Source organism: Arthrobacter sp. ERGS1:01 (assembly GCF_001281315.1).
In the GTDB taxonomy this organism is placed as follows: domain Bacteria; phylum Actinomycetota; class Actinomycetes; order Actinomycetales; family Micrococcaceae; genus Specibacter.
Genome location: NZ_CP012479.1, coordinates 3782893 through 3809578, shown reverse-complemented (window position 1 = coordinate 3809578; position 26686 = coordinate 3782893). Strand labels below are relative to the sequence as shown.

22 protein-coding genes are annotated in these 26686 nt (G+C 67.4%); 12 read left to right on the top strand and 10 right to left on the bottom strand.

Annotation, left to right across the window (positions count from 1 at the left end; translation table 11 throughout):
• The first annotated feature begins 61 nt into the window (after window positions 1-61).
• Entirely contained in the window at window positions 62-769 is a 708-nt protein-coding gene (locus AL755_RS21160; protein ID WP_054012703.1) for a biliverdin-producing heme oxygenase, read from the top strand.
• Window positions 770-791: 22 nt separating this feature from the next.
• Here the strand turns inward: AL755_RS21160 and AL755_RS21155 are convergent, their stop codons facing one another.
• From AL755_RS21155 to AL755_RS21140, 4 genes are all read right to left on the bottom strand, one after another.
• Window positions 792-2255, bottom strand: a complete 1464-nt coding sequence (locus AL755_RS21155) for a DUF2079 domain-containing protein (protein ID WP_054012702.1) — start codon at window positions 2253-2255, stop codon at window positions 792-794.
• A gap of 61 nt (window positions 2256-2316) precedes the next feature.
• Window positions 2317-3147, bottom strand: coding sequence for a heme ABC transporter ATP-binding protein (locus tag AL755_RS21150; RefSeq protein WP_082369478.1), 831 nt, complete (start codon window positions 3145-3147; stop codon window positions 2317-2319).
• Window positions 3144-4289 (bottom strand): iron ABC transporter permease, encoded by a 1146-nt coding sequence (locus AL755_RS21145; RefSeq protein ID WP_054013241.1) that lies wholly within the window; start codon window positions 4287-4289, stop codon window positions 3144-3146. The genes AL755_RS21150 and AL755_RS21145 overlap by 4 nt, the downstream gene beginning before the upstream one ends.
• 2 nt (window positions 4290-4291) lie before the next feature.
• Entirely contained in the window at window positions 4292-5476 is a 1185-nt protein-coding gene (locus tag AL755_RS21140; RefSeq protein ID WP_054012701.1) for a heme/hemin ABC transporter substrate-binding protein, read from the bottom strand.
• A gap of 279 nt (window positions 5477-5755) precedes the next feature.
• Between AL755_RS21140 and AL755_RS21135 the strand changes: the two genes are divergently transcribed.
• The 3 genes from AL755_RS21135 to AL755_RS21125 all read left to right on the top strand — a co-directional run bounded on the left by AL755_RS21135 (window position 5756) and on the right by AL755_RS21125 (window position 11137).
• The gene (locus AL755_RS21135; RefSeq protein WP_150117199.1) at window positions 5756-6514 is read left to right on the top strand and encodes an LPXTG cell wall anchor domain-containing protein; all 759 of its coding nucleotides are present in this window, start codon (window positions 5756-5758) and stop codon (window positions 6512-6514) included.
• A gap of 32 nt (window positions 6515-6546) precedes the next feature.
• A complete protein-coding gene (locus AL755_RS21130) occupies window positions 6547-10554 on the top strand; it encodes an HtaA domain-containing protein (RefSeq protein WP_054012700.1) in 4008 nt (1335 codons plus the stop codon).
• Between the two features lie 82 nt (window positions 10555-10636).
• Window positions 10637-11137 (top strand): DUF456 domain-containing protein, encoded by a 501-nt coding sequence (locus tag AL755_RS21125; protein ID WP_054012699.1) that lies wholly within the window; start codon window positions 10637-10639, stop codon window positions 11135-11137.
• Here the strand turns inward: AL755_RS21125 and AL755_RS21120 are convergent, their stop codons facing one another.
• A complete protein-coding gene (locus tag AL755_RS21120) occupies window positions 11138-11554 on the bottom strand; it encodes a hypothetical protein (RefSeq protein WP_160318944.1) in 417 nt (138 codons plus the stop codon).
• Between the two features lie 126 nt (window positions 11555-11680).
• Between AL755_RS21120 and AL755_RS21115 the strand changes: the two genes are divergently transcribed.
• Entirely contained in the window at window positions 11681-12271 is a 591-nt protein-coding gene (locus tag AL755_RS21115; protein WP_054012697.1) for a GNAT family N-acetyltransferase, read from the top strand.
• On the top strand, window positions 12268-12954 hold the full coding sequence (locus AL755_RS21110; protein ID WP_054012696.1) for a GntR family transcriptional regulator: 687 nt from the start codon (window positions 12268-12270) through the stop codon (window positions 12952-12954). Before AL755_RS21115 ends, AL755_RS21110 begins: the two co-directional genes overlap by 4 nt.
• 14 nt (window positions 12955-12968) lie before the next feature.
• Here the strand turns inward: AL755_RS21110 and AL755_RS21105 are convergent, their stop codons facing one another.
• Complete coding sequence (locus AL755_RS21105; protein ID WP_054012695.1) at window positions 12969-13787, bottom strand: metal-dependent hydrolase; 819 nt, start codon at window positions 13785-13787, stop codon at window positions 12969-12971.
• A 124-nt stretch (window positions 13788-13911) separates the two neighbouring features.
• On the opposite strand from AL755_RS21105, the gene AL755_RS21100 reads away from it, so the two are divergent.
• Window positions 13912-14412, top strand: coding sequence for an acyl-CoA thioesterase (locus AL755_RS21100; RefSeq protein WP_054012694.1), 501 nt, complete (start codon window positions 13912-13914; stop codon window positions 14410-14412).
• 76 nt (window positions 14413-14488) lie between these two features.
• Entirely contained in the window at window positions 14489-15130 is a 642-nt protein-coding gene (locus tag AL755_RS21095) for an NADPH-dependent F420 reductase (protein WP_054012693.1), read from the top strand.
• Here the strand turns inward: AL755_RS21095 and AL755_RS21090 are convergent.
• Both AL755_RS21090 and rraA read right to left on the bottom strand, forming a co-directional pair.
• Window positions 15127-16392, bottom strand: a complete 1266-nt coding sequence (locus tag AL755_RS21090) for a low temperature requirement protein A (RefSeq protein WP_054012692.1) — start codon at window positions 16390-16392, stop codon at window positions 15127-15129. The genes AL755_RS21095 and AL755_RS21090 overlap by 4 nt on opposite strands.
• 48 nt (window positions 16393-16440) lie before the next feature.
• Window positions 16441-16908, bottom strand: a complete 468-nt coding sequence (rraA, locus tag AL755_RS21085) for a ribonuclease E activity regulator RraA (protein WP_054012691.1) — start codon at window positions 16906-16908, stop codon at window positions 16441-16443.
• Window positions 16909-17328: 420 nt separating this feature from the next.
• On the opposite strand from rraA, the gene AL755_RS21080 reads away from it, so the two are divergent.
• Both AL755_RS21080 and AL755_RS21075 read left to right on the top strand, forming a co-directional pair.
• Entirely contained in the window at window positions 17329-19623 is a 2295-nt protein-coding gene (locus AL755_RS21080) for an HNH endonuclease (RefSeq protein WP_160318943.1), read from the top strand.
• A 114-nt stretch (window positions 19624-19737) separates the two neighbouring features.
• Window positions 19738-20358, top strand: a complete 621-nt coding sequence (locus AL755_RS21075; protein WP_054012689.1) for a DUF899 family protein — start codon at window positions 19738-19740, stop codon at window positions 20356-20358.
• 11 nt (window positions 20359-20369) lie between these two features.
• Here AL755_RS21075 and AL755_RS21070 read toward each other — a convergent pair whose 3' ends face one another.
• Window positions 20370-21017, bottom strand: a complete 648-nt coding sequence (locus tag AL755_RS21070) for a GntR family transcriptional regulator (RefSeq protein ID WP_054012688.1) — start codon at window positions 21015-21017, stop codon at window positions 20370-20372.
• 131 nt (window positions 21018-21148) lie between these two features.
• On the opposite strand from AL755_RS21070, the gene AL755_RS21065 reads away from it, so the two are divergent.
• Together AL755_RS21065 and AL755_RS21060 are read left to right on the top strand one after the other, a co-directional pair.
• Window positions 21149-24028 carry an FAD-binding and (Fe-S)-binding domain-containing protein gene (locus tag AL755_RS21065; protein WP_082369476.1) on the top strand — a complete coding sequence of 960 codons (2880 nt, stop codon included), beginning with the start codon at window positions 21149-21151 and terminating at the stop codon, window positions 24026-24028.
• 93 nt (window positions 24029-24121) lie between these two features.
• Window positions 24122-24547: a universal stress protein gene (locus AL755_RS21060; protein WP_054012687.1), complete on the top strand. Its 426-nt coding sequence runs from the start codon at window positions 24122-24124 to the stop codon at window positions 24545-24547.
• Window positions 24548-24605: 58 nt separating this feature from the next.
• Here the strand turns inward: AL755_RS21060 and AL755_RS21055 are convergent, their stop codons facing one another.
• Window positions 24606-26579: an acyl-CoA dehydrogenase family protein gene (locus AL755_RS21055; protein ID WP_054012686.1), complete on the bottom strand. Its 1974-nt coding sequence runs from the start codon at window positions 26577-26579 to the stop codon at window positions 24606-24608.
• Window positions 26580-26686: the final 107 nt, after the last annotated feature.

The following is a 26686-nucleotide window of genomic DNA, read 5'->3' as shown; positions in this document are numbered from 1 at the left end:
GACAGGGTGTCACCAAAGCTGATTGGGTAAGGGTAACGTTACCTAACTTTGGAGTTGTCCCATGTCTGCATCCGCCGCATCCGCCGCATCCGCCGTCCCCGAGGCCGGGGAGCCGCTGTCCCAGGAATTGAAGTCGCACACCGCGGCCGCACACCGGGATGCCGAGGAGTCGACGTTCGTGGCCGAGTTGATGGGTGGCACGCTCGACGTCGCCGCGCTGGCGGCCCTGCTCGCCCAGAGCCTCGTCATTTACCGGGCCCTGGAATCGGCGCTGGCCACCCTCGCCGGAGACTCCCAGCTGGGCGGCTTCATCGACCCCGGGCTGGCCCGGGTGGCTGCCCTCGAGGCGGACATGGCGTTCCACTTTGGCGTCGATTGGGAGGCGCAGCTGGCCGACGGCCGCATCGTGATCGTCCCCGCCACCGTCGCCTACGCGGACAAGTTGGCAACGCTGGGCCGGGAGTCCATCGAGTTCCTGCTGGCCCACCACTATGTGCGCTACATGGGGGATCTCTCCGGCGGGCTGATCATCTCCCGCATGGTCCAGCGCCACTACGGGGTCTCCGAGGCCGGCCTGAACTTCTATGACTTCCCGGAGATCCCCAAGCCCAAGCCGTACAAGGACGCCTACCGGGAGCGGCTGGACGGCACCGATTTCAGCCGGGCCCAGAAGGACGCCATCCTCGCCTACGCGCAGGAGTCCTTTGAGCTCAACCGCGCGGTATTTGTGGACCTGGCCGCCGAACGCGCAAGCTCCGTCGCGGCGTAACCCGTCGGCGTAACCGGTCTGCTTAGCCGGCGTCCCGCTTGGCCACCTGGTAATGGCCGTCGGCATAGACGGTGGTGAAGCGGGTGCCCGGGTAGCGGGCCTCCGATTCGGTGGCCGCCGTCGAATCGGGGGTGCCGAGCCGGCCGGAGACGTCGATCAGGACGTATTCGGGGGCGGGGTTCTTGTTGCCGATCCAATACACCTCGGTCCGGTCCACCAGGTAGCTCATGAGGCTGATGTCGGTTTCCACCGTGACGCCGTTGGGCACGGCGGCCAGGGCGCGGGTGGCGGAGGCGTTGCCTGCCTGCGAGAAGGACGTGGCGGGATCGTTGAGCCGATTGAACGCGTACTGGCCCGTCAGCGACACCGCGATCAGGGCGATGGCCGCCCCCGAAAGCAGCCGCAGCCTTGCAGAGTCAAGGACCTTCCGCCGTGAGAGGGCGTCGATGGCCGCGCAGAAAACGATCGGCATCAGCACGGCGCTGTACTGCCAGTCCTGGCCCCAATAGGCGGGCAGGTCCGACAGGAAGCGCCAGGCAAGCGTGGGCAGCACGATCGACGCCAGGGGTGAGAAGAGGGACAGCCCGGCCGTGATCGCCACGAGCAGGAATACCGTGGTGACCTTGTCCTTTTGGAACAGCGACGCCGGATCGCTCAGCAGCCCGCTGAGGTCCAGCTGGCTTTGGTATGCCCACGTGTCGGACGGGTTCATGGCCGGCAGGATCACCTTGGTGGCGAGCACAAACCAGGCGACGCCCCATGCGGCCAGCCACAGGCCCGCGGGCTTGCGGGCGCGCAGTGCCATGACCAGGCCGATCACGAACACCGTCAGGCCAAGGTCTTCCTTGATGAAGACCAGCAGGGCCGCCCAGATCCAGGCGGAGCGCCACTTCTCCTCCATCAAGGCGCAGAGCGAAAGAGCCAGCAGCGGCACGGCGAATGCGATCTCGTGGAACTGCGAATCGATGGCCGATTGCAGGCCCCAGGCCAGGGCGTAGGCGCCGCCAATGCAGACCCCGGGAATCCGGCCCAGCCGTTTGATGGCCAGGTGGCTGATGACCGCAACCGAGAACGCAAACAGCAGGTTTTGCAACACTAGGAGCGTGAAGGCGCTGGGGAACACGCGGTACACCGGGCCCAGCAGCACCAGCAGCGGGTGGAAGTGGTCGCCCAGCAGGTTGTAGCCCTGGCCCTTGAGGCTGACGATCGGCGCCTGGAACTGTGAATAGTCCTTGGCCAGCTGGGTGAAGATGCCCAGGTCCCAGGAGCGGATGGTGAAACTTGACCACTGCAGCCACGAATAGACCGTGTAGAGAACAAAGGCCGCCACGCCCACGAGGCCGGCAAGGGCCGTCGTCGACCGGGCCCGCCGGGCCAGGCCCCCCAGGAACAGGGCGCCGCCGCCCGCGGCCGGTGCGGCCGGGGCCGTCTCCGAAATTGCGGGGGTGGCGGGTGGGGGCGGGCTACTGAGTTTCGTGGCAGTCACCCTTGCAAGTCTAGGCCGTGGGGTTGGCAATCAAGGCATTGTGAATGGTGCCCGCGGATGCTCAGCGGCGCGGCAGGACGATGCTCCGGCCCGTGACCGGGTGGGCCATGACGTCGATCCCGTGCCGGTAGACGCGGCTGAGCAGCTCCGCGGACAGCACATCCGCGGGGGTGCCAAGCGCCGCCAGCCGGCCCTGTTCCAGCACGGCCACCTTGTCCGCGTAGCCGGCCGCAAGGTTGAGGTCGTGAAGGACCACGACGACGGCGTTCCCGGCCTCCGCGCGGCGCCGCGCCACGGCCAGCACCTGTTCCTGGTGCCGCAGGTCCAGGGCCGCCGTCGGCTCGTCAAGCATGACGACGCCGGTGTCCTGGGCCAACACCCGTGCCAGCGCCACCCGGGCCTTCTCGCCGCCGGACAGTGCCGAAAACTTGCGTCCCGCAAATACCGTGACGTCGGTGTCGGCCATGGCCGCGGCCACCAGTTCGTCGTCGCGGTCCGCCGCCGCGGTGTTGGACCACGGCGCCCGCCCCATCCCCACCACCTCGCGGACGGTGAAGGGAAAACTCAGGGACACGTGTTGGAGCAGCACGGCGCGGCGCAGGGCAAGCTCGGCCGGCGACCAGTGGTGCAGCCGCTCCCCGGCAAGCTCGATGTGGCCGGCGCGCAACGGCACGTCCCCGGCCAGGGCGGCCAGCAGGGTGGACTTTCCGGCGCCGTTGGGGCCCACGAGCGCCAGGACCTCCCCGGCAATCACGGGCAGGGTGACATTCGTCAGGACGTCCCTGCCGCCGCGTTCCACCGTGGCACCGGTGACCTCCATGGCGGGCCGGCCCGGGAGGGTTGCCTGGGGCATCGCCGCCGGCGGGGTGCGGAAGGCGTCGAGCAGGCTCATGCCCAGCCTCCCTGTTCGTTGCGGGTGCGCCGCAGCAGCCAGAAGAAGAACGGGCCGCCAATGAGCGCCGTCAACATGCCCAGCGGCAGATCGGAATAGGGGACCAGGGTACGGGCGCCCAGATCGGCCAGCAGCACCAGCAGGGCACCGCCCAGCGCACTCGCGGGCAGCAGCAGCCGGTGCCCGGGCCCGGCAATGATGCGGATCAGGTGCGGCACCACCAGGCCCACAAAACTTACGATGCCGGTGAAGGCCACGCCGGCGCCCACCAAAAGGGCCACCGTGACGATCATTCGCATGCGCAGCCGCTCCACGTTGACGCCAACATGCCGGGCGGGGCGTTCGCCCAGCGCCAGCAGATCGAGCTTGGGGGCCGCCGCAAAGGCCATGGCCAGGCCGGCGATCAGCAGCGGCAGCACGGAGGCCACGCTGACCCAGCCGGCGCCGTTGAGGCTGCCCAGCTGCCAAAAGATCAGTTGTTCGCGGGCGTTGGGATCGGCAACGAAGGTGTAGAAGGCGATCATGGCAAAGGTGAAAGCGTTCACGGCAATGCCCGTCAGTACCAGGGTGACCACCTCGGTGCGGCCGCGGCTGCGGGAGAGGCTGTAGACCAGCAAGGTGGTGATGAGGCCGCCGAGGAAGGCGAAGGCGGCAACCACCCAGTTGCCGTAGCCGGCCAGGCCCGTCACGATCGCCGTGCTGGCGCCCACTGCCGCGCCGGAGGAGACGCCGACGACGGCCGGTTCCGCCAGCGGGTTGCCAAAGACCCCCTGCATGACCGTGCCCGAGCACGCCAGCGCGGCGCCCACGATCATGGCGAGGGCAACGCGCGGAAAACGCACGGTCCACAGGGTCTCGTAGCCGCGGGCGTGCCCGGGCAGCGGGCCGATCCCGAAGGGGCTTTGCACGTTCACGCCAAAGTAGTCCAGCCAGCCCTGCACCCAGTTGTTGAAACCGTGGGTGATGGTGCCCAGCACCTCCAACGGGGCAATCCCCAGCTGTCCGCTGCCGGCGGCAACCACCGCGGTGACGGCCAGTGCGGCGCCCAGCACCGTCAAGATCAGCGTGTCCTTCGCGGAACGGCTCCGGCCTGCGGCGGCCAGGGCGGGCTCGCTGGCCGCCGTCGTCGTTGGGCGGGTCAGGGTCACGGCGTTGCCCCGTAGACCGCGGCGGACAGGGCCTTGATGACCTGGCCCGTGCGGGGGCCGAAGCCGAGCAGTGAGCCGTCGGCGACGTCGACGATCCGGCGCGACGCCCCCGCGGGGGTTTGTGCGATGCCCTGGATTTTCAGGAGGCCGTCCACCCCACCCACGGATTTCAGGCCGCCCGTCATGAGCAACAACACGTCCGGCTCCGATTTGATCAGGGCCTCGGAGGTCAGCTGCGTGAACGGCATCGTCAGCCCGATGTCCGTGCCGACGTCCGTGGCGCCGATCGCCTCGATCATGTCGTCGGCGCCGGACCCGGGCCCGGACATCAGGTAGACGCCCGCCGTGCCGCGCACGTACAAGAACGCGATGCGCAGCGCCTTGCTTTCGTGCGGGACCATGGCCAGTGCGGCCGACATGTCGGCGCCCACCGCGGCGTTCAGTTCCGTGCCTGCGGCGGGGACGCCCAGTGCGGCGGCAACCGCGTTGATCTGGTGGCTGATGCCCGGCAGGGTGCGGGCCGGGTCGAAGAAGATTACCGGAATGCCGATGTTTCGCAGCTGCTGCTGGACCTCGAGCGGGCCAATCGTTGTGTCTGTGAGGATCAGGGTGGGGTCAAGGGCCGTGATGGCCTCGGCGTTGAGGTCGTGGCCGGATGGGGTGACCACCTTGCCTTTGGCGGCCTCGGGGAAGTCCGCTGCCCGGTCATGGCCGACGACGTTGGCGCCGAGTCCCAGCCCGTGCACGATTTCGGTCAGGGTCCCGTAAAGGTCGATCGTGACAATCCGGCTGACGTCCGTGACGGAAACGGCGGTGCCGTCGCAGGAGGTCACGGTGACGGGAAGTTGCGGCGTGGGTGCCGGGGTGACCATGGGCAGCGTGATGCCGGACGTTTTGGCGGTGGCCGGACCCGTGGCGGGACTGGCAGCCGGCCGCGCGGAAGTTGTGGCGCCCCATTCGGACTTCAGCGGCAGCTTTCCGGCCGTGCCGTCGGAGCAGGCTGCAACGGGGCCGCGTGCGGTGGCGCCCGCGGGGCCGGCCGCCGAGCCCGCGGCGTCCCGAGCCTGCGGTGCGCAGCCGGAAACGGCCAGGGCAAGGACCAGCGCGACGGGCAGCGCAGCCGGCAGCACGGCGGCCCGGAAACCCGCACGGGCGCGCAGGGCAGCTAAAGCGAATTTCATTGATTCCCCAGTTTGAGGCCGTAAAGGCGTACATGGCCCGACGCCGGGCCACTGGCCGGCGTCGATTTGCTTAAGTAAGCCTACCCTAGGTTAGGTTAGGGTTACATCAAGAAAGTGTTGCGTAATTGGCGGCACCGCCACGGCGCCAGCACAGCACTTCATCAGCACAGCACTTCATCACTGCACCGCGCTCATCACCTGCATCAACGTCCACGCATCCTTCCCAAGGCCGCGCGGCGATGGCGCGCGGCCGCACTCGCACCGATTCCAAGGAGAAGCATGAGGGGAACCACCGGCCGGACAGCGGCCAGGACACCAAGTATGGGGAAAGCCGGGGTAGTGGCCAGGACCGCCGCGGCCGTGGGATTGGCAACCGGACTCGCGCTCGTTGCGGGGGCCGGAGCCATGGCCGAATCCGCGGGCGGAGCAGGCGGGCAGCAGCTCACCGTGGACCGCGGCACGGGCCTGAAGGCAGCCGGTGATTCCGTGCAGGTCAGCGGTTCCGGCTATGACCTGGCCAAGGGCATCTACGTTGGCGTGTGCGTCTTCAACGGCGCCGGCGCCGTGGCCACCCCGTGCCTGGGCGGCGTGGACACCTCCGGCGGCAGCGGAAGCTCCGTGTGGATCTCCTCGAACCCGCCCGCCTACGGCCAGGGCCTCGCCCAGCCGTTCACCGAGGCCGGCGGAAAGGGCTCGTTCTCCGTGGCACTGTCCGTGCAGGCCGCCGACACCATGACGAATTGCGAGGACAAGGCCAAGGCCCCCAACGGCTGCGTCATCGTCACCCGCGCCGACCATACCCGTAGTGCCGACCGCAGCGCCGACGTCATGATCCCCGTCAGCTTCGGTGACGCGGCGGCACCCGCCGCCGCGGAATCCCCGGCGGCCGCCCCCGGCAGCGCCACATCCGGCAGCGCCGCTAAGGGCCTGGCGAAAACCGGCGCCACCACGGGCATCGTCCTGGCCGGCGGAGCAGTGCTGCTGGCCGCCGGTGCCGGCGCCGTCGTCGTGTCCCGCCGCCGAAAGGCAGGTAACTGACCATGCCCACTTCACAAACACGGAGGAATTTCGTGGCACCTGCTTCCCGCGCGCCCTGGTGGCGCAAGCCCCTGGGCCTCCTGGCCGCGCTGGCCATTGCCGGCTCGGGCGTGGCCGCTACCGCACCCGCCGCCCAGGCCGTGGAAGCGGCCGCCGGCACCGTCGAATTGACCGGCGGACAGCTCGACTGGGGCGTCAACAAGGCGTTCCGCAACTACATTTCGGGCAACATCGCCAAGGGCACCATCACCACCGCCGGCGGTGCCGCAACGAATGCCGACGGCACGTTCGCCTTCCCGGCCACCGGCGTCGACCCCGCCGCACGGACGGCCGCCTTTGGCGGTTCCGTCGCGTTTTCCGGCCACAACGGGCTGCTGGCACTGACCATCTCGGACATCCGGATCGATTTGGCCAACGGCCTGCTGCTGGCCGACGTCGTCAGCAAGTCCATGTCCAGCGGCGAGCTGGTGACGTACGACGACGTCAAACTCGCCACCGTCGGCGCCGGCGCACAGGAAACCGGCTCTGCCTTTGCTGGCACGGCGCTGCCCACGGCCCTGCACGCCGACGGCGTAGCCGCGTTCTCCGACTCCTACGACGCCGGGGCGGCTTTTGACCCGCTGACGTTCAACGTCGCGTTCACGACGACCGTTGCCGCGCCCGTCGTGGGCACGTCGCCGTCGCCTGTGAGCGTTAACGCCGGCGAAACGGCAACCTTCACCGCCGCGGCCGCGGGCCACGAATCCGTTCAATGGCAGCTCTCCGCGGCCGGCACCGGCGCCTGGACCGACATCCCCGGCGCCACAAGCGAACAGCTGATGCTCACCGCCGACGAAGCCCATAACGGCAATCTGTACCGCGCAGCCTTCACCAACACCGGCGGCGTGGTCTACTCCGAGGCCGCCGCACTGACCGTGAAGGCTCCCGCCAAGGTGTGGACGCCTGCGTTGGCTGTCTTTGCCGCCGATGGTGTGACGCCGTTGACCTCGGCGGTGCCGGAGGGGACGAAGGTTGTGGTTCGGGGTACTGGTTTTGATCCGGAGGCGAACCTGGCTCCGGCGGGGGCGCGTCCGCCGATTTCGGCGGGCAAGCCTGCCGGCGTGTATGTGGTGTTTGGCAAGTTTGCTGATGCGTGGAAGCCGTCGGCCGGGGCTCCTGCCTCCGCCCGTGTGGTGGGGGATCAGAAGTGGGCCATGAGCCAGGCGGCGTTGGATGCCGTTGCTCCGGCGTACCAGTCCGCGATCAAGGGCCAGTGGGTTGAGGTTTCAGCGGATGGTTCCTTTAGTGCCGAATTAACGGTGCAGAAGAAGACGGTTTCCGGTGCTCCCGTTGAGTGGCCCGAGACCGGGAACTTTGGTGCGTATACCTACCCGGCCGGCGGCACCACGAACGCCGCCCAGGAACTCTACGCACCCATCACCGTGGGGGACGCTCCCAAGGTGTGGACGCCTGCGTTGGCTGTCTTTGCTGCCGATGGTGTGACGCCGTTGACGTCTGCGGTGCCGGAGGGGACGAAGGTTGTGGTTCGGGGGACTGGTTTTGATCCGGAGGCGAACCTGGCTCCGGCGGGGGCGCGTCCGCCGATTTCGGCGGGCAAGCCTGCCGGCGTGTATGTGGTGTTTGGCAAGTTTGCTGATGCGTGGAAGCCGTCGGCCGGGGCTCCTGCCTCCGCCCGTGTGGTGGGGGATCAGAAGTGGGCCATGAGCCAGGCGGCGTTGGATGCCGTTGCTCCGGCGTACCAGTCCGCGATCAAGGGCCAGTGGGTTGAGGTTTCAGCGGATGGTTCCTTTAGTGCCGAATTAACGGTGCAGAAGAAGACGGTTTCCGGTGCTCCCGTTGAGTGGCCCGAGACCGGGAACTTTGGTGCGTATACCTACCCGGCCGGCGGCACCACGAACGCCGCCCAGGAACTCTACGCACCCATCAAGGTAGGGGAGAAGGCACCCGAAACGCCGGCCCCCGTCCTCACCGTGGCACCCGCCGACGGGCTCAAGCACGGCTTCACCGTCAGCGTGACGGGCAGCGGTTACGCTCCCGGCCGCTGGATCTACGTCGCCGAAGTGGCCCAGGGTCCGGGCGGAAACGCCCGCCCCGCCCTGTACGAACGCGCCCAGCGCGTGCAGGTCCGTGCCGATGGAACGTTCGGCCCGCTGGAAACAACCGTCACTACCGTCTTTGAAAACGGCGGGTTCACCGCAGTGAAGGACAAACTGTTCATGGCCACCTTCAACTCGCCGCTGGCCGGGGACAACAAGGACCATGACTACACGAACGACAGGACCCAGGACGCGTTCACCGCACTGTCCTGGGCCGATCCCGCAGCCCCTGCCGATCCCGAACCGGAAGTTCCCGGAGCCGTTCCGGCGCTGTCCGCCACGGCGAAGAGCGTCGAGGCCGGCAAGTCCGTCACGTTCGCCGGCAGCAACTTCACCCCCGGTGCGACGGTCGCGTTCAGCAACGGCGACACGGCGCTGGACGTTGCGGCGCCGTCGTCGAACACGGCAACAGGGGGCCTCGACTGGGGCGTGAAGGAATCGTTCCGGAAGTACCTGGCCGGCCCCATCGCCAAGGGCACCATCAGCACTACCGACGGCGCCAAGGCCAACGCGGACGGCAGCTACCACTTCCCCGCCACCGGCTTCGACGCCGCGGCCAAAGTGGCCGACTTTGCCGGCACCATCACCTTGAGCGGCCACGACGGCGCCCTGGAAGTGACCTTCAGCAAGCTGCGCCTCGACGTGAAGAACAAGGTCCTCACGGCCAACGCGAGCAGCAAGTCCATCGACGGCGCCGCGCAGACGTTCAGCAACGTGGTGCTGGCGGAACTGGACACGGCCGCCGTCACGACCGACGCCGTTGGCGTCAAGGGCGCCAAGCTGCCGGCCGTCCTTTCAAAGGCGGGCGCCCCGGCATTCGCCAACTTCTACGAAGCCGGCGAGGCACTCGACCCCGTCAGCTTCGAGGTTGCGGGTGCTCCTGCACAGGCCGTGACCGTGGGCAAGGACGGCACGTTCAGCGCCGCCTGGCCCGTTCCGGCCGGCCAGAAGCCGGGCCGTTACGCCGTGACGGCCACCGCAACGTCCGCCCAGCCGAACGTCGCAGCAGCGGCCCGGGCGGCACTTGTTGAAACCGCAACGGCCGCCATCGAGGTCACCGCCGCGAGCAAGCCCGTGGAAACCCCGAAGCCGACAACACAGCCGACAACTCCTCCGACCACAACTGCGCCGATGACGCCGGCCAATCCGGCCGACGTGAAGTGCACGGCGGGGACTGTCACCAACGGCACCCTGGCCTGGGGCGTGAAGGACTCCTTCCGCAAGTACATCACCGGCAACATCGCCAAGGGGAAGATCACCTTCAACGGCAAGGCAGCCGGCGCGGACAGCGTGTTCACGTTTACCGGCGGTAAAGGCACCATCGACGCCGTCAAGCGCACGGGCACAGTCGGTTTCGACGGCACGGTGGCGTTCACGGGCCACGACTACGGCTCCGGCCCTGTCCTGTCCGTTACGTTCAGCAACATCAAGCTGAGTCTCAACGGGGACGAAGGAACCCTGAGCGCCGACGTGCTCAGCCGCTCGCTGGAATCGGCCACGGCCGGTGCCAAGCCCGGCACGGACACCTCCTACAAGGCCGTGGTGCTGGCCAATCTTGACCTGCGCACGGCGGCCCTGAATCCGGCGAAGAACGTCTACGCGGCGACTGCCGCACCCGCCGTCCTGGCGGCCAGCGGGGTAGCCCCGTTTGCCGACTTCTACGCGGCCGGGGATGCCCTTGACGGCGTCGGATTTGCGCTGGGCTGCAACGCCTCGGCGGACCTTGGCACCGGCAACACCGGCACGCCTACGGGCTCGGGAACCGCCGGCTCGGGAAGCACGGGAAGCGCCGTGGTGCCCGCCGGAAGCGGTGTGACACCCGCGGCCGGACTGGCCAAGACCGGTGCCATGGGCCTTGACGCCTCGGTCATTGGTGCACTGCTGGTCCTGCTGCTCGGCGCCGGCACCATGGCCGGAAGCCGGCTGGTGCGCCGCCGCCACTAGGCGGACACCAGCTGCCGGCTAACAGTGGCCGGAGCCCGGGAAAGAATTCCGGGCTCCGGCGCGGCTCTGGCAGGATGGCAGCATGGATGCGCAGATCGTGTGGACAGTTATATGTGGCCTCGCCATTGTGGTCGGTGCGGTCGGCGTCATCATTCCCGTACTACCCGGGAGCCTGCTGATCGCGGGCAGCCTGCTGGCGTGGGCGCTCGTGGTGGGCGGCCCCGTTGGCTGGGTCGTTTTTGGCGTGGGGGCCGTCTTCGTGGCGGCCGGAATGCTTTCCAGCGCCGTCCTGACGGGCCGGGCCATGAAGGCCCGCAAGATACCGGGCCGCTCCGTGGTTGCCGGGCTGGTCCTGGGCATCGTCGGATTTTTTGTGATCCCCGTAGTGGGGTTGCTCATCGGCTTCGCCGTGGGCCTGTTCCTCTCCGAACTCCAGCGGCACAAGGCGTTCCGGCCGGCGCTGGAATCATCCGGGGCCGCGCTGAAGGCCACCGGACTGGGCATGGTGGCGGAGTTCGGCTTTGCCTCACTCGCGGCTGGAACCTGGGCGGCCGGCGTCGTCGTTTATTTTGTGGGCCGGTAATTAAGGTACGCGGACCACAACGCGCATGGTCCCCATGGGTCCGCCGCACTGTTCGGTGCCGCCCACCCGGGTCCAGTTCAACACATTGCTTTGCTGCGACAACATGTTTCCGGCAACGTCAAAGGTCCGGAACGTCACGGACGACGGCGGCACCGAGCCCACCGTGAACAGCCATGAGCCGTCCTCCTGCCGGGAAAGCAAACCGTTGCCCGCCGAGGCGTTCTTGGCAAAAGTGGGTGCCGGCGGAATGCACCGGGCCCCCGTACATGCGGTGATCGCTGCCGCCTCGTCAACCCGGGCCTGGTTCCCGGCCAGCGTCAACGCGATGTGGTTGTGCCAGTTGCTTGGCGGGCAGGCGCCCGAATCCCTGTCGATGACAATGGCGCCGATGATGAAGGCCATGCACAAGGCAGCCATGAAGGGAACCAATACGAGTTCCACACGGCGACGTGGTGGCGTGGCAAGGGACATAGGGTCATCGTATCCAATGGTTCTGGACGTTTCCCGCGAATTGTCAGGGGCCCCTGGCGCTAGGATCGCACTATGCTGATTGCCGCCTCAGAAATCCAGATTCCGCAGCAACCCCCGTACCCGATCCACACCAAACGGCTCCGCCTGCGCCCCGTCACGGTGGAAGACCTCGACGCCGTCAACGCCTACCGCTCGCAGCCGGACGTGGTCCGCTACCTGCCCCATCCGCCGCAGTCCCTGGCCGACACCGCGCTGACCGTGAAGTCGATGGCCGCACAGTCGCCCCTGACGGAACCGGGGCAGTGGCTGGACCTGGCCGTTGAATTCGGCGAATCCAGCGAACCCGTGGGCGAGGTCCTGTTGAAGTGGAACGCCGACAATCCCCGGCTCGGCGAGATTGGCTTTGTGTTCAACCCCGAGGTGCAGGGAAAGGGAATTGCCTTTGAGGCGTGCACCGCCGCGCTCAACCTTGCCTTCAATGACTTTGGCTGGCACCGGATCGAAGGGATCTGCGACGCCCGCAATGACAAGTCTGCCGGGCTGATGACCCGACTGGGCATGCGCCGCGAAGCATTGTTCGTGGAATCCGATTGGTCCAAGGGCGAATGGGTCTCGCTGCTGCACTTTGGCATCCTGGCCCGCGAATGGCAGGCCCGCGGGTGAGCATTGACCCCGCACTGGCAACACTGAAGGTGGCTGGCGGCTCCGCGAAGCACGCCCAAACCGGGCAGTGGGTGGCGGAGGTGCTGCGCAACAGCATCACCGACGGCGCACTCACCCCGGGCACCAAACTGTCCGAACAGTCGCTGGGGGAGGTCTTGGGAGTTTCCCGGAACACCCTGCGGGAGGCCTTCGCGGCGCTGAGTGCGGAACGGATCGTCACGCGCATTCCCAACCGTGGCGTCTTTGTGGCCCGGCCGTCCGCGGCGGAGGTCCGCGAAATGTACAGCGTCCGGCGCATGCTCGAACCCGCGGCCCTGCAGTTCGCGCCGCCGCCTTCCCCGAACGCCCTGGCCGCACTGGCCGCGGTGGTGCGGCGCGGCCGGGAAGGACGCGCGCACGCCGACGTCGCCGCCATGGCCGGCGCGAACCAGGAGTTCCACCGGCAGGTGGTGGCACTGTCCGGCAGCGACCGGCTCGACGCCCTCATGGCGCAGGTCCTGGCCGAGATGCGCCTGGTCTTCCACGCCATGGCCGGCGAACCGGCCTTCCACGAACCCTTTGTCACCGAGAACGCCCGCATCCTCGAACAGTTGGAGGCGGGCCGCCGCGAGCAGGCGGCGCGGGACATGGCCGGCTACCTGGACAGGGCTGAATCCGGCTTGCTGGCCGTCCTTGAAAGCTGAAGGAACCCCGGAGCCTAGCTAAACCAGCGGGCCGTGGTGCCCACGATGCCAAAGACGGCGTAGGCGCTGACCGGCACCAGCAGCATCCACTCCCGGTAGGAGCCGGCGTTGCCCAGCACCGGAATGGCGACGCTGCCGTTGCGCTTCCACACGTTCCGAACCAGCGGAATTTTCCGGGCAAACTTCGGCGGGCGCAGGCTCAGCGGCCACATCAGGTTGCACCCTCCCGTGGTGAGCATGTCCCCGGCAATGTGCACGGCCACGCCCAGGGCCACGGCCAGCGGGAACCAAAACTGCTCCTGCGGGGCAAAGAACGTGATGAACGCGCCCAGCGCCAGGCCGAGGATCCACGGGAACTTGCGCATGGTATCCGGGATGAACTTCAGCGCCTTCGCGGCAAAGGCGCCCAGCAGCACCGACAGGATGCCGGCGCCCGGATAGATGGTGCCAAACGGTGCCAGCTGGGCCGTCCACATGCCGGCCAGCAGCGCGATGCCCACAAAAACTGCCATGCCCAGCACCGAGTGGGTGCCGTGCCGGTGCCCGCCGGAAAGCCGGCCCACCTCGATGCACATGGCGTTGGAGAGGGGAGGCAGCGAGTGGGCGATCGTCGCATGCCGGTGGTCGGCGTCGGGCAATAGCGCGGCACCGGCGGTGACGATGGTGCCGGCCAAGACGCCCGAGGCGCTGACAGGCAAAAGGCCCAGGCCCACGTCGATCCCGGGCGGCAGGAACGCGAGCGTGTGCGCGGCCCCGGTCAGGTCAATGTGGAAACGGGTGGTGACGGCCAGCCAGGCGGCGGCGCCGCATGCGGCGTGGTGGGGTCCCATCATGGCAATTCCTTTCGGCGTGAGTGAAAATCCCTCAACCGCGTGGAGGAAAATCTGCAAGGACCACAGTAGGGCCAGGGGCTGACATTTCCCTACCGGCGCCCGTTCCCGACGGTAGCGTAGGTGCATGGACATTGCGGAAAAGGTTCCCGAAGCGCACGACGACGGCGGCACCCGGCTGACTGTGCACGTCCCCATGCGCTGGGGGGACATGGACGCCTACGGGCACATCAACAACGTGGAGGTGCTGCGGATTCTCGAGGAGGCACGCGTCCACGCCTTCGGTCCGCCGGCCGGCACGGGACTGCCCGGGGTGGACGTGGAGCGGCCCATTTTCACCGACCTGCCCGCGGGCACCCAGTCGCTCGTGGTGGAACACCGTGTGAAGTATCTCTCGCCACTGAACTACCGCAACATCCCCGCCCGGATCGAGGTGTGGGTCAGTGCCGTCAAGGGTGCCAGCTTCACGGTGGCCTACGCGATCTTCGACCCGGTGGCGGGCACCCGGTGCGTCATTGCCGAGACCGTCCTGGCATTCTTCAATGAGGTTAGCGGCACACTGCTGCGCGTCGCCCCCGAAAAGAAGGCGCAGTTGGCGCCCCTGCTGGGCCCCGCCAACTTCCGCTGACGCCTTGGCGTCCGGGGGCTCACGCAACGTGGCGTAATACGTGAAATAACCTTCGGCCGGCCACTGTTCCACTGGCATGACAACCATAGGAATCATCGGAGCAGGACACATTGGCAGCCAGATCGCACGCAAGTCCGTGCAGCTTGGCTATGACGTCGTCATCAGCAACTCCCGGGGGCCCGAAACCCTCGCCGAGCTGGTGGCGGAACTGGGGCCGCGCGCCCGGGCCGCAACGGCCGGCGAGGCAGCGGCGGCGGCCGATTTCGCCGTCGTCACTGTGCCGCTGAAGAGCTACCGGGACGTTCCGGCGGACGCTCTGGCCGGGAAGGTCGTGATTGACACGAACAACTACTACTGGGAGCGCGACGGCCACATCCCCGCCCTGGACGACGGCGAGGCCACCACCTCGGGGCTGCTCCAGGAACATTTGGCGGATTCCCGGGTGGCCAAGGGCTTCAACCACATCGCGGCGCCCGACATCACGAGCGACGGCACCCCCGCCGGCACCGAAAACCGGCGGGCGCTGGCCACGGCAAGCGACCACGCCGACGCCGCCGCCCTGGTGACGGGCCTCTACGACGAGTTCGGCTTCGACACCATCAACATCGGCCCGCTGTCCGAGAGCTGGCGCGTGGAACGGGACCGCCCCGCCTACGTGGTTCGCCAGAACGCCGCCGAACTCACCGCGAACCTGGCCAAGGCGCCCCGCACAATCTAAGCCTGCTCCGGCCCGGCTTGCCCGGCGCGCTTGCCAAGTTCGGCCAGCGCCCGGGCCCGGTGCCGGTGTCCAATCCGTTCGTCCACCACTATGGTCGCCGCCGGGGCGGCCAGCACCAGAAGCAGGCACAAGGTGAGCGACAGCCCGGCCGCGGCAAGCACCACGGCCAGGGCCGACGTCGTCGTTAGTCCCGCGCCGAGCCACACATGGAGTGGGTCGAGCTGGACCATGGCCGCGTACAGGACCGTCAGGGTCACGGCGAAAAGCACCACGGGGACGGCCACCGAGGCGACCACCGCGGCCGGCCCAATGTGCGTTTCGCCCTGGAGGTAGAGGGCATAGACGCGCAGTCCCGCCCCGGTGGCCGTGATCGAGGCGAAGATCAGCATGTGCGCGTAGCCAAAGATGAACGCCCTGTTCCGGCGCAGATGCAGTGCCTGGCCGGCCGGGAAGATGAAGTACAGCCACCACATGGCAAACGCCAGGCCCGTTCCGGCCAGTCCCACGACGGCGGTGTCCGGCTTCCAGCCGCCGGTCAAAACCACTGCGCGCAGGGCGTCGATGGTGCCCACCAGGCACTCACCCAGGGAAATGATGGCCAGCAGGCTGTAGCGCTCGGCAATGTGGTGTGCATGCCAGGGCGTTTGGGTCTTGCGTTCGGCGATCACCGGCGTTGCCATCTCGAGCAGGAACAGCGGAATGGCCATCAGGAACATCACGCCGACGCTCGTGTTCACCACGATCACCAGGATCCAGCCCACTTGCGCCACCGCTAGGTACTTGGCATACCTCAGGCAGGTGGCCCGGCGCCGCGGATCCTGCTTGGCCGCCCGCAGCCATTGGAAGAGCAGCGCCAGGCGCATCACAACGTAGCCGGCCACCATGACGCTGTTGTCCACGTGGACACCGGCCTGGATGGAGCTGAACATGCGGTCGATGCCCATGGCCAGGATCAGCACGCCGATCATCTGGACCATGGTGACAAGGCGGAACACCCAGTCGTCGGTGTCGTAGGCGCTCGCAAACCAGCTGAAGTTGATCCACGCCCAAATGACGGCGAACATGGCGAACGCGAAACTGATCAGCCCCGTGCCCACGTGCCCTTCGGCGAGGCTTTGGGCGAACAGGCCGGCCGCGACGCCAAACGCGATGGCGAACGTCAGGTCAAAGAAGAGCTCCAGGGGCGTGGAGGCGCGGTTTTGCTCGTGGGGGTCGCGCCCGCCCATCCGGGCGACGGCGTGCCGCAGCGGGTTCTCGGGCATGTGCGCTCCAATCTTTCCTGGTCTTTCCGTCCCTGCTCTATGCGAGGGCTAGCGTTCCACCACGATGCCGTCCGCGTCGGCGTAGACCATTGCGCCCGGGCGGATCGTGACCTGGCCAAGGCTCACCGGCACCTCGCTTTCGCCGGTGCCCGCCTTGGCGCTCTTGGTGGGGTTGGTGCCCAGCGCCTTCACACCCAGCGGCAGGGTGTTGACCACCACGCTGTCGCGGATCGCGCCGTTGATGATGACGCCCGACCAGCCGTTGTCCACCGCGGATTGGGCAATCATGTCTCCCATGAGGGCCGTCTCCAGCGAGCCGCCGCCGTCGATCACCAGGACTGCGCCGTTGCCGGGGGTTGCCAATGTCGCCTTGACGATGGCGTTGTCCTGGAAGCAGCGGACGGTGCGGGCCGGGCCGCTGAATTGTGCCGGCGTGCCGAACATCCGGAACTGCACGGACACGGCCGCCAGTTCCGGGCCCCGTTCATCCATGAGGTCTGCGGTTGTGAAAGTCATGCGGCTCCTTGGTGGGTGGACTGCCGTGGCCGGCCGGGCTTCGCGGCGGTGTAACTGGTGCCAGCATAGACGCTTGGCTCCGGAGTTTGACGGGTTCCTTTGGATTTTTGCCGGGTTCGACGGCGGCTGCGTTCGCGTTAGGGGCTGCTGGCTGGATGGCGGCCGTTCAGGGGGATCCTTCCGGGCGCGTTCGGGGTGGTTGATTCCTCCACAGCCGGGTGCCAGGGTTTTGTTCTCCACAGATTCACCTGCCGGGCTGTTTTTGGGTGGTTTGTGTCGGTGCCACGATCTAGAATTTATGTAGCAGGAAGTAAAATTCTTCTCAAACACTGATTCTTATTTGGCACTGTTGCGGGTTAAGTGTTGCTTCTGTTTGAGGGGTTCGCAGGGTTTCTTTGGATTCGCGGGCGGGTGATGAACATGGCGGCACCGGAGTGGTTGGACCCCTCCCACCTCACTACCCCTGCGGTGAATCCCTCCAGCCCTGGTGCCGGCGACGATCCTGCCACCGCGGTCACACTCGATCGCGCAGGTGGCGGCTCCGGGCACCCCGCGCACACCATGAGCCTGGTCAGTGACAGTGACAGTGACAGTGACAGTGGCGCAACCGTCCAGGCCGGCCCCGCTTCCGAGGCCCCGGTGGATGGCGACCTGTCCGCCGGCGTATCCGTCCCCGGTGTGGCCGCCGTGGCGGCCTCGGCCACGACCCTGGGGTTGGCTGGTATCCAGTCCGCCGACTGCCGGGAGGATCCGGTGGACTGTGGCGCCCTGGTCGGGGTGGCAACCGCGTTGACCGCCGGGTGTTCGGCGTTTTTTGATCCGGTGGTTGTGGCGCAGCTCGATGCGGCCCTCGCCCACGTGTTAGCGGACCGGGCGGCCGTGCGGGCCGGCGACGCTGATGATCTGCTCCGCAACGCCCTGGGTGAGGGGCGGTCGTTGGAGGCGGTGGCGGATCTGGCCGGCCACGCCGGCGGCACCAAAACCGCCGCCACGAAGGCCGCGACCCGGGCCGGTGATGCCACGGCTGTCCTGGCTGCCCTGGGTGGGGTAGTGGAGGCGGGGGTGGGTTTTGACCCATTCGTGGTGGACCGGGTGGATCCCGGCGCCCTGGTCGATGTCATCTCGGCCGCTGAAGGGGCGAAGAACGCCCTGTGCGCGGTCCAAGCCCGGGCCGAAGTTCTCTTGATGGCCCAGCAACGCCTCACCCAGGCCCGGTCCGGGATCGAGACCAACAAACTCGGCCAGGGTGTGGGGACCCAAATCGGATTAGCCAGGTCGGAGTCGCCGCATCGGGGCCGACAACTCTGTGAACTCGCCCAAGTCCTGGTGCGGGAACTACCCCACACCCTCACCGCCCTAGGGACCGGAGCGTTGAATGAGTACCGGGCCGGAATCATCGCCCGCGAAACCGTCTTCCTCACCCAAGACCACCGAGCCGCTGTTGATAACCAACTCTGTACCGACCCGAGACAACTATCCGGGTGGGGGAATCGTGAACTGGCCGCCCGGGCCCGCAAAGCCGCCTACCGGTTGGAACCGGAAGTCTTCGTGCAGCGGTTGGAGAAAGCAGAAACCGACCGCTATGTTTCCCTGCGTCCGGCCGCGGACGGCATGACCCTGCTCACCGCACTCCTACCCCTCCGCCACGGCGTGAAAGTCCTCGCGACCCTGACCCGGATCGCCGACAACGCGAAAGCCGCCGGCGACGTGCGGGGCAAGGGCCAACTCATGGCCGACACCCTCCTGCACCGCCTCACAAACCACACCCCCTGCACCCCACACCCAAACCCAGACCGGACCCCTGACCCGACACTCGAAGGATCCTCAGACCCCTCGGAAACCCCGGGGGTGAGGGGCGACGGGACCCCTCCCACCCCACTCACCGGTACCACTCCGGCCACCGCTGACGGCCCCTACATCCCGGGCATCCGGAGTCCCCGGACCGGGGGCAGCGCGGTCACTGATGCGTGGGTCGCCTCGTGTACGCAGGTGGTGGAGCCGGAGATCCTGGTGGAGTTGATCATGACGGACCGGGCCCTCTTCGACGGCGCCAACGACCCCGCGATCCTGACCGGCTACGACCCGATCCCAGCCCCCACCGCCCGCACCTGGATCCTAGGCACCACCAATGCCACCAGTGAAAACAAGGCCCCTGGTGGAGGCTCCACAACGGAGGATAGTCCGGGCCCGGCCGGCGACAGCGACGATCGTGTCGGTGGCGGTGGCGGTGGCGGTGGCGGTCCGGGGCCGCGGGTGTGGTTGAAACGGCTCTTTACCCACCCCGGCAACAACATACTGTTGGCCATGGATTCGAAAGCGAGGTTGTTTCCGGAGGGCATGAAGGAATTCCTGCGCCTGCGCGATCAACGCTGTGCGACGCCCTGGTGTGATGCGCCGATCCGCCAATACGACCACATCAAGGCCTACGCCGCCGGCGGACCCACCACCGTATCCAACGGCCAGGGACTGTGCACCGCCTGCAACCAAATCAAGGAAACCCCCGGCTGGCACACCCACACACACCAGCCAGAAAACCCGGACCCCGACGTTGACCACTACGCCGACAACACCAGCAAGGCCAGCCCAACCCACCACGGCACCACCATCGATGACACCACCGCCGACGGCACCACCCTGCCCGGCACCCGAATCACCACCCCCACCGGCCACCACTACACCACCCAACCACCACCCCTCCCCGGCACGACGGCGTGAAAGAGACCGCCGGAGCCCGAGGCCAAACGCCACGGCAAAGCGGCAACCACGCGGGCAACTGCACCGAATCCTGGGGTATTGCGGCCATCTGTGCCCCGTGCCAGACTCGTCAGCATGGCTATCCCACAGGTGGTATCCGCCGACGAATGGCGGCAGGCTCGCGAAAAACTCTTGATTGCGGAGAAGGAGGCAACCCGCGCCCAGGACGCACTGGCAGCGCGCCGACGCCGGCTGCCAATGGTCGCTTTCGACAACTACACGTTCACCTCAACCACGGGCGAGGTGACGCTGCTCGAACTGTTCGGCGAAAACGACCTGCTGGCCCTCTACCAGTTCATGGATGTCGGCCCGGAAGCCCTGTGTCCAGGCTGCACCCATTTCACCAACAACGTCACCGCCCTGGACGTGCTCGCCGACAACGGGACGTCGTGGGCCACCGTGTCCAATATGCCAATCGAGCAGATCGACAGGGTCAAGGCTGAAAAAGGCTGGACCTTGCCGTTCCACTCCTCGCGGGACACATCGTTCGCCAAGGATTGCGGAGCGGACGGAGGATTTCTGCTCAACGTCTTCTTCCGTGACGGGGACCAGATCTACCGGAGCTACTCGACAACCCAGCGCGGCGTCGACAGGCTCCTGTTCGTCAACAACATCCTCGACCTGACGGCGTACGGCCGTCAGGAAGACTGGGAGGATTCACCCGAAGGCTGGCCGCAGCATCCCACTTATGGCTGACGGAAGTGGGCTCAGCCGCCCAGCGCCGCAGCCAGCCGCTCGCGGGCCGTGGACAGGTGCGCATCCAGGGTGGCGGCGGCAGCCTCGGCGTCGCCCGCGGCCAGGTGCTCAAGGATCTGCTGGTGTTCGGAGTGAATCGTGGCGCGCTCCAGCAGGTGGAGGGATTGCACCCGCGTCATGCACAGCCGCACCTCACTGACCAGTGACCTGTACATGCGCGAGGTTCGTTCGTTCCCCACGGCATCCACGAGTGAGGTGTGGAAGCGCATATCCGGCTCCACCAGGGCCATCTCGCCCGCGTCCGCCAACTCAAGGATGTCCTGGTTGGCCTGCACTGCGCCCGCGGGCACCACTTTGCCCGCGGCCAGGCGTCGGAGGATCTCACTTTCCAGGTAGGCGCGGGCCAGGTAGATGTCGCGCACGGAATCCGGGCCAAGATCGGCAACCCGGGCGCTCTTATGGGTCCCGCGGACCAACAGGCCCTCGGCCACGAGCTTCTCAATCGCGGCCTTCGCCGTGGGCCGGGCCACCGAATAGAAACCGGCCACCTCCGACTCCGTGACGGCCTCGGCCGGGGATAGTCTGCCGGAGAGGATGCGCGCGCGAAGGTCGTCGCTGACCGCCTCGACAATCGATGTTGCCGTTACCCGTGCTGCCATGGTGCGCCTTTCCCTCGGAGGTCAATTGTTCCAGATCCGCATTTGTGGTCCGCAACGGCTGACACGGAAACCAATTTGAGTATACTTGTCTGACAATCGAGCGTAGGTATCCGACAAGTTAGGGACACAGCATGGCATTGCAGACCCGCCGGCCCACTGAGGGCGAGAACCCGGCCCTGGCCCGCATCCGGGCAGCAATGGCGGCGCCGGAGCAAAGCAAGACGCGGCCCCTGGACCTGCATGCCAACGCCCACGACGCCTCCCACTTCCTGCTGATACCCCAAGCCGTCGCAGTGCCGTCCAACGCAACGGAGGTCGCGAAGCTTCTGCAAGTCAGCGCCGCCACGAACATGCCGCTGACCCTGCGCTCGGGCGGCACCAGCCTCAGCGGCCAGGGCGTCACCGACGGCCTCCTGGTGGATGTTCGCAAGAACTTCCGCAAGATCGAGGTGCTCGACGGCGGCGCCCGCATCCGCGTGCAGCCCGGTGTCACGGTCCGGGCCCTCAACGCCCGGCTGCTGCGCCACGGCCGCAAGTTCGGCCCGGACCCGGCCAGCGAAGCCGCCTGCACCATTGGCGGCGTGGTGGCCAACAACTCCTCCGGCATGGCCTGCGGCATCACCGACAACGCCTACCAAACCCTCGAATCCCTGACCGTGGTGCTGCCCGGCGGCACCGTGATCGACACCGGCGCGGACGACGCCGATGCCCGCCTCCGCGCGCTGGAACCGGACGTTTTTGCCGGGCTTTTGGAACTCCGCGAGCGGGTCAGCGGCAACACCGAGTCCCGAAAAATCATCGAGCGCCAATTCGCCATGAAAAACACCATGGGCTACGGGCTGAACTCCCTGCTGGACTTCGAAAGCCCCGCGGACATCCTGGCCCACTTGATGGTGGGCAGCGAAGGAACACTCGGTTTTGTTGCCGAGGCCGTGTTCCGCACGGTGCCCCGGCTGGCCCACGCCACGTCCGGGTTGCTCGTTTTCAAGGACCTCGAGGCGGCCAACTCGGCGCTCCCGGCCCTCGTGGACAGCGGCGCGGCCACGGTGGAACTGATGGACGCGCTGTCGCTGAAGGTGGGGCAGGGCCTGACCCAGGTGCCCGGCGTCGTCCGCGACCTCAAGGTACAAGATCACGCCGCATTCCTCGTGGAATACCAGTCAGACGATCCGTCCGAGCTGGCGGAGTTGACCGCAAAGGCCGCCGGACTCGCCGCCACCCTGGGCCTGGATTCGCCGGCCCGCTTCAGCCCGGACGCCCAAGTCCGCGCGGACCTCTGGCACCTGCGAAAGGGCCTGTACACCTCGGTGGCCGGGGCCCGCCCGCACGGCACCACGGCGTTGCTGGAGGACGTGGTGGTCCCTGTCCCCGTCCTGGGCCGCACCTGCCTGGAACTGAACAAGCTTTTCGCCCGGTACAGCTACGAAAACTCCGTGATCTTCGGCCATGCCAAGGACGGCAACATCCACTTCATGCTCACCGACAAGTTCGCCAGCGCCGGAGAACTTGACCGCTACGCCGCCTTCACCGAGGACATGGTGGAGCTGGTGCTCGGCGAGGGCGGATCACTCAAGGCCGAACATGGCACCGGCCGCGTCATGGCCCCGTTCGTGCGCCGCCAATACGGGGATGAGCTCTACGACGTCATGCGCCGCATCAAGGCCCTGTTCGACCCCGCCGGCATGCTGAACCCGGGCGTGCTGCTCGACGACGACCCCACCGCCCACCTGCGCCACATCAAGCCCGCCCCGCCCGCCGTCGACGCCGAGGTGGACCGCTGCGTCTCCTGCGGCTATTGCGAACCCGTGTGCCCCAGCAAGGACATCACGCTGACCCCGCGCCAGCGCATCGTGACCCTGCGCGCCATCGAGCAGGCCCGCGCGGACGGCAACGCCGAGCTCGCCGCGGCCCTGGAAAAGGACTACAACTACGACGCCGTGGATACCTGTGCGGTGGACGGCATGTGCCAAACCGCCTGCCCCGTGGACATCAACACCGGCAACCTGGTCAAGCATCTGCGCCGGGACGCGGCGGGCAGGCTGGAAAACGGCGTCTGGGAAACTGCCGCCAAACACTGGAGCCCCGTGACCCGCGGTGCCGGGCTGGCACTGAGCGTGGCCGCCAAGGTGCCCGCCGCCGTCGTCCTCCCGGCCAACAAGCTGGGGCGGAAGGTGCTGGGCGCAGACACCCTGCCGCTGTATTCGCCGGAGCTTCCCGGTGGTGGCAAGGCACGACGCCGGCCCGCGCCTTCCAGCGAACCGGCGGCAGTGTATTTCCCCGCCTGCGTCAACGCCATGTTCGGCCCGGCCGATTCCGGGCAAGGGACGGATGGGCAGGGCGTGCAGCTCAGTTTTGAGCAACTGTGCGAACGGGCCGGGGTGCGCCTGCTGGTGCCGGAGGGCATCGATGAAGCCTGTTGCGGTACGCCGTGGTCGTCCAAAGGCATGACGGCGGGGCTCGAAAGCATGCATGCCCGAACGCTTTCCATGCTGCGCGCGGCCACCCGCGACGGCGAACTGGACATCATTTGTGACGCGTCCAGCTGCACCGAGGGGCTGATCCACACGATTGGATCCGAGCCCGTCGTGCCCGGCCGGAAGCCGCTGCGGGTGGTGGATGCCGTGGCGTTTACCGCGGAGCGTCTGCTGCCGGAGCTGGGGGAGGGCTGGGCCCGTATTGAGTCCCTGGCCCTGCACCCGACGTGCTCCTCCACCCGGATGGGACTGAACCCGGCGCTGGAGAAGGTGGCGGCCGCGGTGGCGAAGAACGTGCACATTCCGGACAACTGGGGCTGCTGCGCATATGCGGGCGACAGGGGCATGCTGCACCCGGAGCTGACGGAGTCGGCCACCTTGGCCCAGGCCGCGGACGTTGCCGTCCTGGATGCCTCGGCGCACGCCTCCTGCAACAGGACCTGCGAGCTGGGTATGACGCGCGCCACCGGTGAGGATTACCGGCATGTGTTGGAATTGTTGGCGGAAACTTCGGCCCCCAAAAATACCCGGGGTTAGTTGCCCCACGATTAAGACTTAAAACGGTATTCCTTGGCTAAAGTAGTCAATCAGTAAAGCTTTTCACGGTCCAAAACAAAAGGATGTAAGAAAATGGCGGGAATTATCATCGTCGGTGTCGACGGCAACTCAACTTCCATGAAGGCCGCCCGCGTTGCGGCCAACCTGGCCAAGTCCCTGGGCTCGACCCTGCGCGTCGTCACGGCCTTCGGTGAGGACCGGACCGAAAAGGTTGAGATCGGCAATGACGAATGGTTCCTTTCCACCGCGGATGAGGCCGAGCGTGTGGCCCAGCGCGTTGCCGAGGAATTGAAGATCAGCGGCGTCAAGACCGAATACTCCTCCGCCCTGGGCAAGCCGGCCGACGTCCTCCTGGAGGAAGCCACCAAGCTCAACGCCGACATGATCGTCGTTGGAAACGTGCGCATGCAGGGCCTGTCCCGCCTGCTGGGTTCGGTTGCCAACGCAATTTCACACAACGCCCCGTGCGACGTGTACATTGTCAAGACCGACAGCTAAGAGCCCTTAGCGTTCCGCACGGACCCCGCAGCCAAACGGCTGCGGGGTCCGTGCGCGTTTAACGGTATTTGCGGTGCTGGTTTTCCTGCGTCGATGCCCCGGGAGTGGCATCGGCGATCCACGGCCCGGTCCCCTCGGAGGGATCAAGCACGCCCTCCTCCAACCAGGCGAACTCGCCCTTGAGGAGCGACGCGGCCAGCGTTGCGTCGGCGTCGTCGGTGTTGTGCCAGAGATCGTTGAACAGCGCCTCCACACGCAGCCGCGACTGCCCGGCAAAGGCGTCTGCCAGCGTCGTGGCGCTCCGGCCCTGCACGGGGTCCTTGAGGCGCAGCATTTCCGCGCGGCTGCAGCAGGCGGCAATGGCAAACAGCTCGGCGCCAATGTCCACGATCCTGCCCAGGAAGGCCTGCTTGTACTCAAGCCGCCCCTGCCACCGGCCCATGCCGTAGAAGGTCTGCCGGGCCAGCCGGCGGGATTCCCGTTCTACAAATCGCAGGTGTTTGGCCAGCGGGCCAAAGTCGTTGTAGGAGCGCGGGTCCATGCCCTTGCCCACCACCAGCTGCGGCAGCCACTTGGCATAGAAGCCGCTCGCCGCCACGGCCGCCTTGCCTTTTTGCTGCAATGTGGCCGTGGTGGAGGCGAGGTCGCCCGCCGCGGCAAGGTGCGCGTCCACGGCCTCGCGGGCAATGAGCAGGTGCATGATTTCCGTGGACCCCTCAAAGATCCGGTTGATGCGCAGGTCCCGCAGCAGCTGCTCGGCCGGGACGGCGCGCTCGCCGCGGGCGGCCAGCGACTCGGCCGTCTCGTAGCCGCGCCCGCCGCGGATCTGGACCAGCTCGTCGGCGCATTTGTAGGACATTTCCGAGGACCACAGCTTGGCCAGCGCGGCCTCGATCCGCACGTCCTTCATGCCGGCGTCGGCCAGCGCGGCGGAGAGCTCAAACACCGATTCCAGGGCAAAGGTGGTGGCCGCCATGAACGCCAGCTTCTTGCCCACGGCCTCGTGCTCGCCCACGGGGTGGCCCCATTGGGTGCGGGCGGCGGACCATTCCCGGGCGATCTTCAGCGACCACTTGGCCGCTCCGGCCGCCATGGCCGGGATGGAGAGCCGCCCCGTGTTCAGCGTGGTCAGCGCGATCTTCAGCCCCTGCCCCTCGCGTCCCAGCCGGTTTTCCGCCGGGACCCGCACCTGGTGGAAACGGGTGACGCCGTTCTCAATGCCGCGCAGACCCATGAACTTGTTGCGGTGCTCCACGGTTATGCCGGGGGAGTCGGCCTCCACCACGAACGCCGTGATGCCGCCGGTCTTCCGGCCCTGGGCGTCGAGCCCGCGCGAGGGCACCAGGGCCATGACCACCACCAATTCGGCAATGACGCCGTTGGTGGTCCACAGCTTCACGCCGTCCAGGATGTACTCGCTGCCGTCCTCGCTGGGCACGGCGGCACAGGCCATGCGCGCGGGGTCGGAGCCGACGTCGGGCTCGGTGAGCAGGAACGCCGTGACCGCACCGGCGGCGCACCGGGGCAGGTACTTCTGCTTTTGCTCGGCCGTGCCAAACACCTTCACCGGCTCCGGCACGCCGATGGATTGGTGGGCCGAGACCAGCGCGCCAAAGGCCGGGTGCACGCTGCCCAGGATGGCCAGCGCCCGTCCGTAGTACGTCAGGTTCAGGCCCAGGCCGCCGTACTCCTCAGGAATCTTCATGCCGAAGACGCCCAGCTTGGCCAGCCCGGCCAGGTACTCGTCGGGGATTTTCGCGTCCCGTTCGATCCTGGCGCCGTCCATGGTGCGTGCGTAGGCCTCGACCTCGGCCAGGAAGGCGTCTCCGCGGGCGGTGTCCGCGGCGGAGGATTCCGGGTGCGGGTGGATGAGGCCCAAATCAAAGTCGCCCAGGTACAGGCCCTTGGCGAAGCTGGGCCGCTCCCAAGTGGTTTCCCGGGCGGCCTCGGCGGCATCGCGGGCGTCCTGCGCGGTGACATTCGCCGTATGGGGAGCCGCGCCGGATTCGGGACCGGAGAGATTGGTGACCATGACTGCCTCGTTTCCGCCGGCAGCGTCAACGAACAGTTTTCATGGCCGGCAGTGGATGTGAAACCCCGTGATGACTTGATGCTACCCGCCGGTAGCGGTGGCGGCTA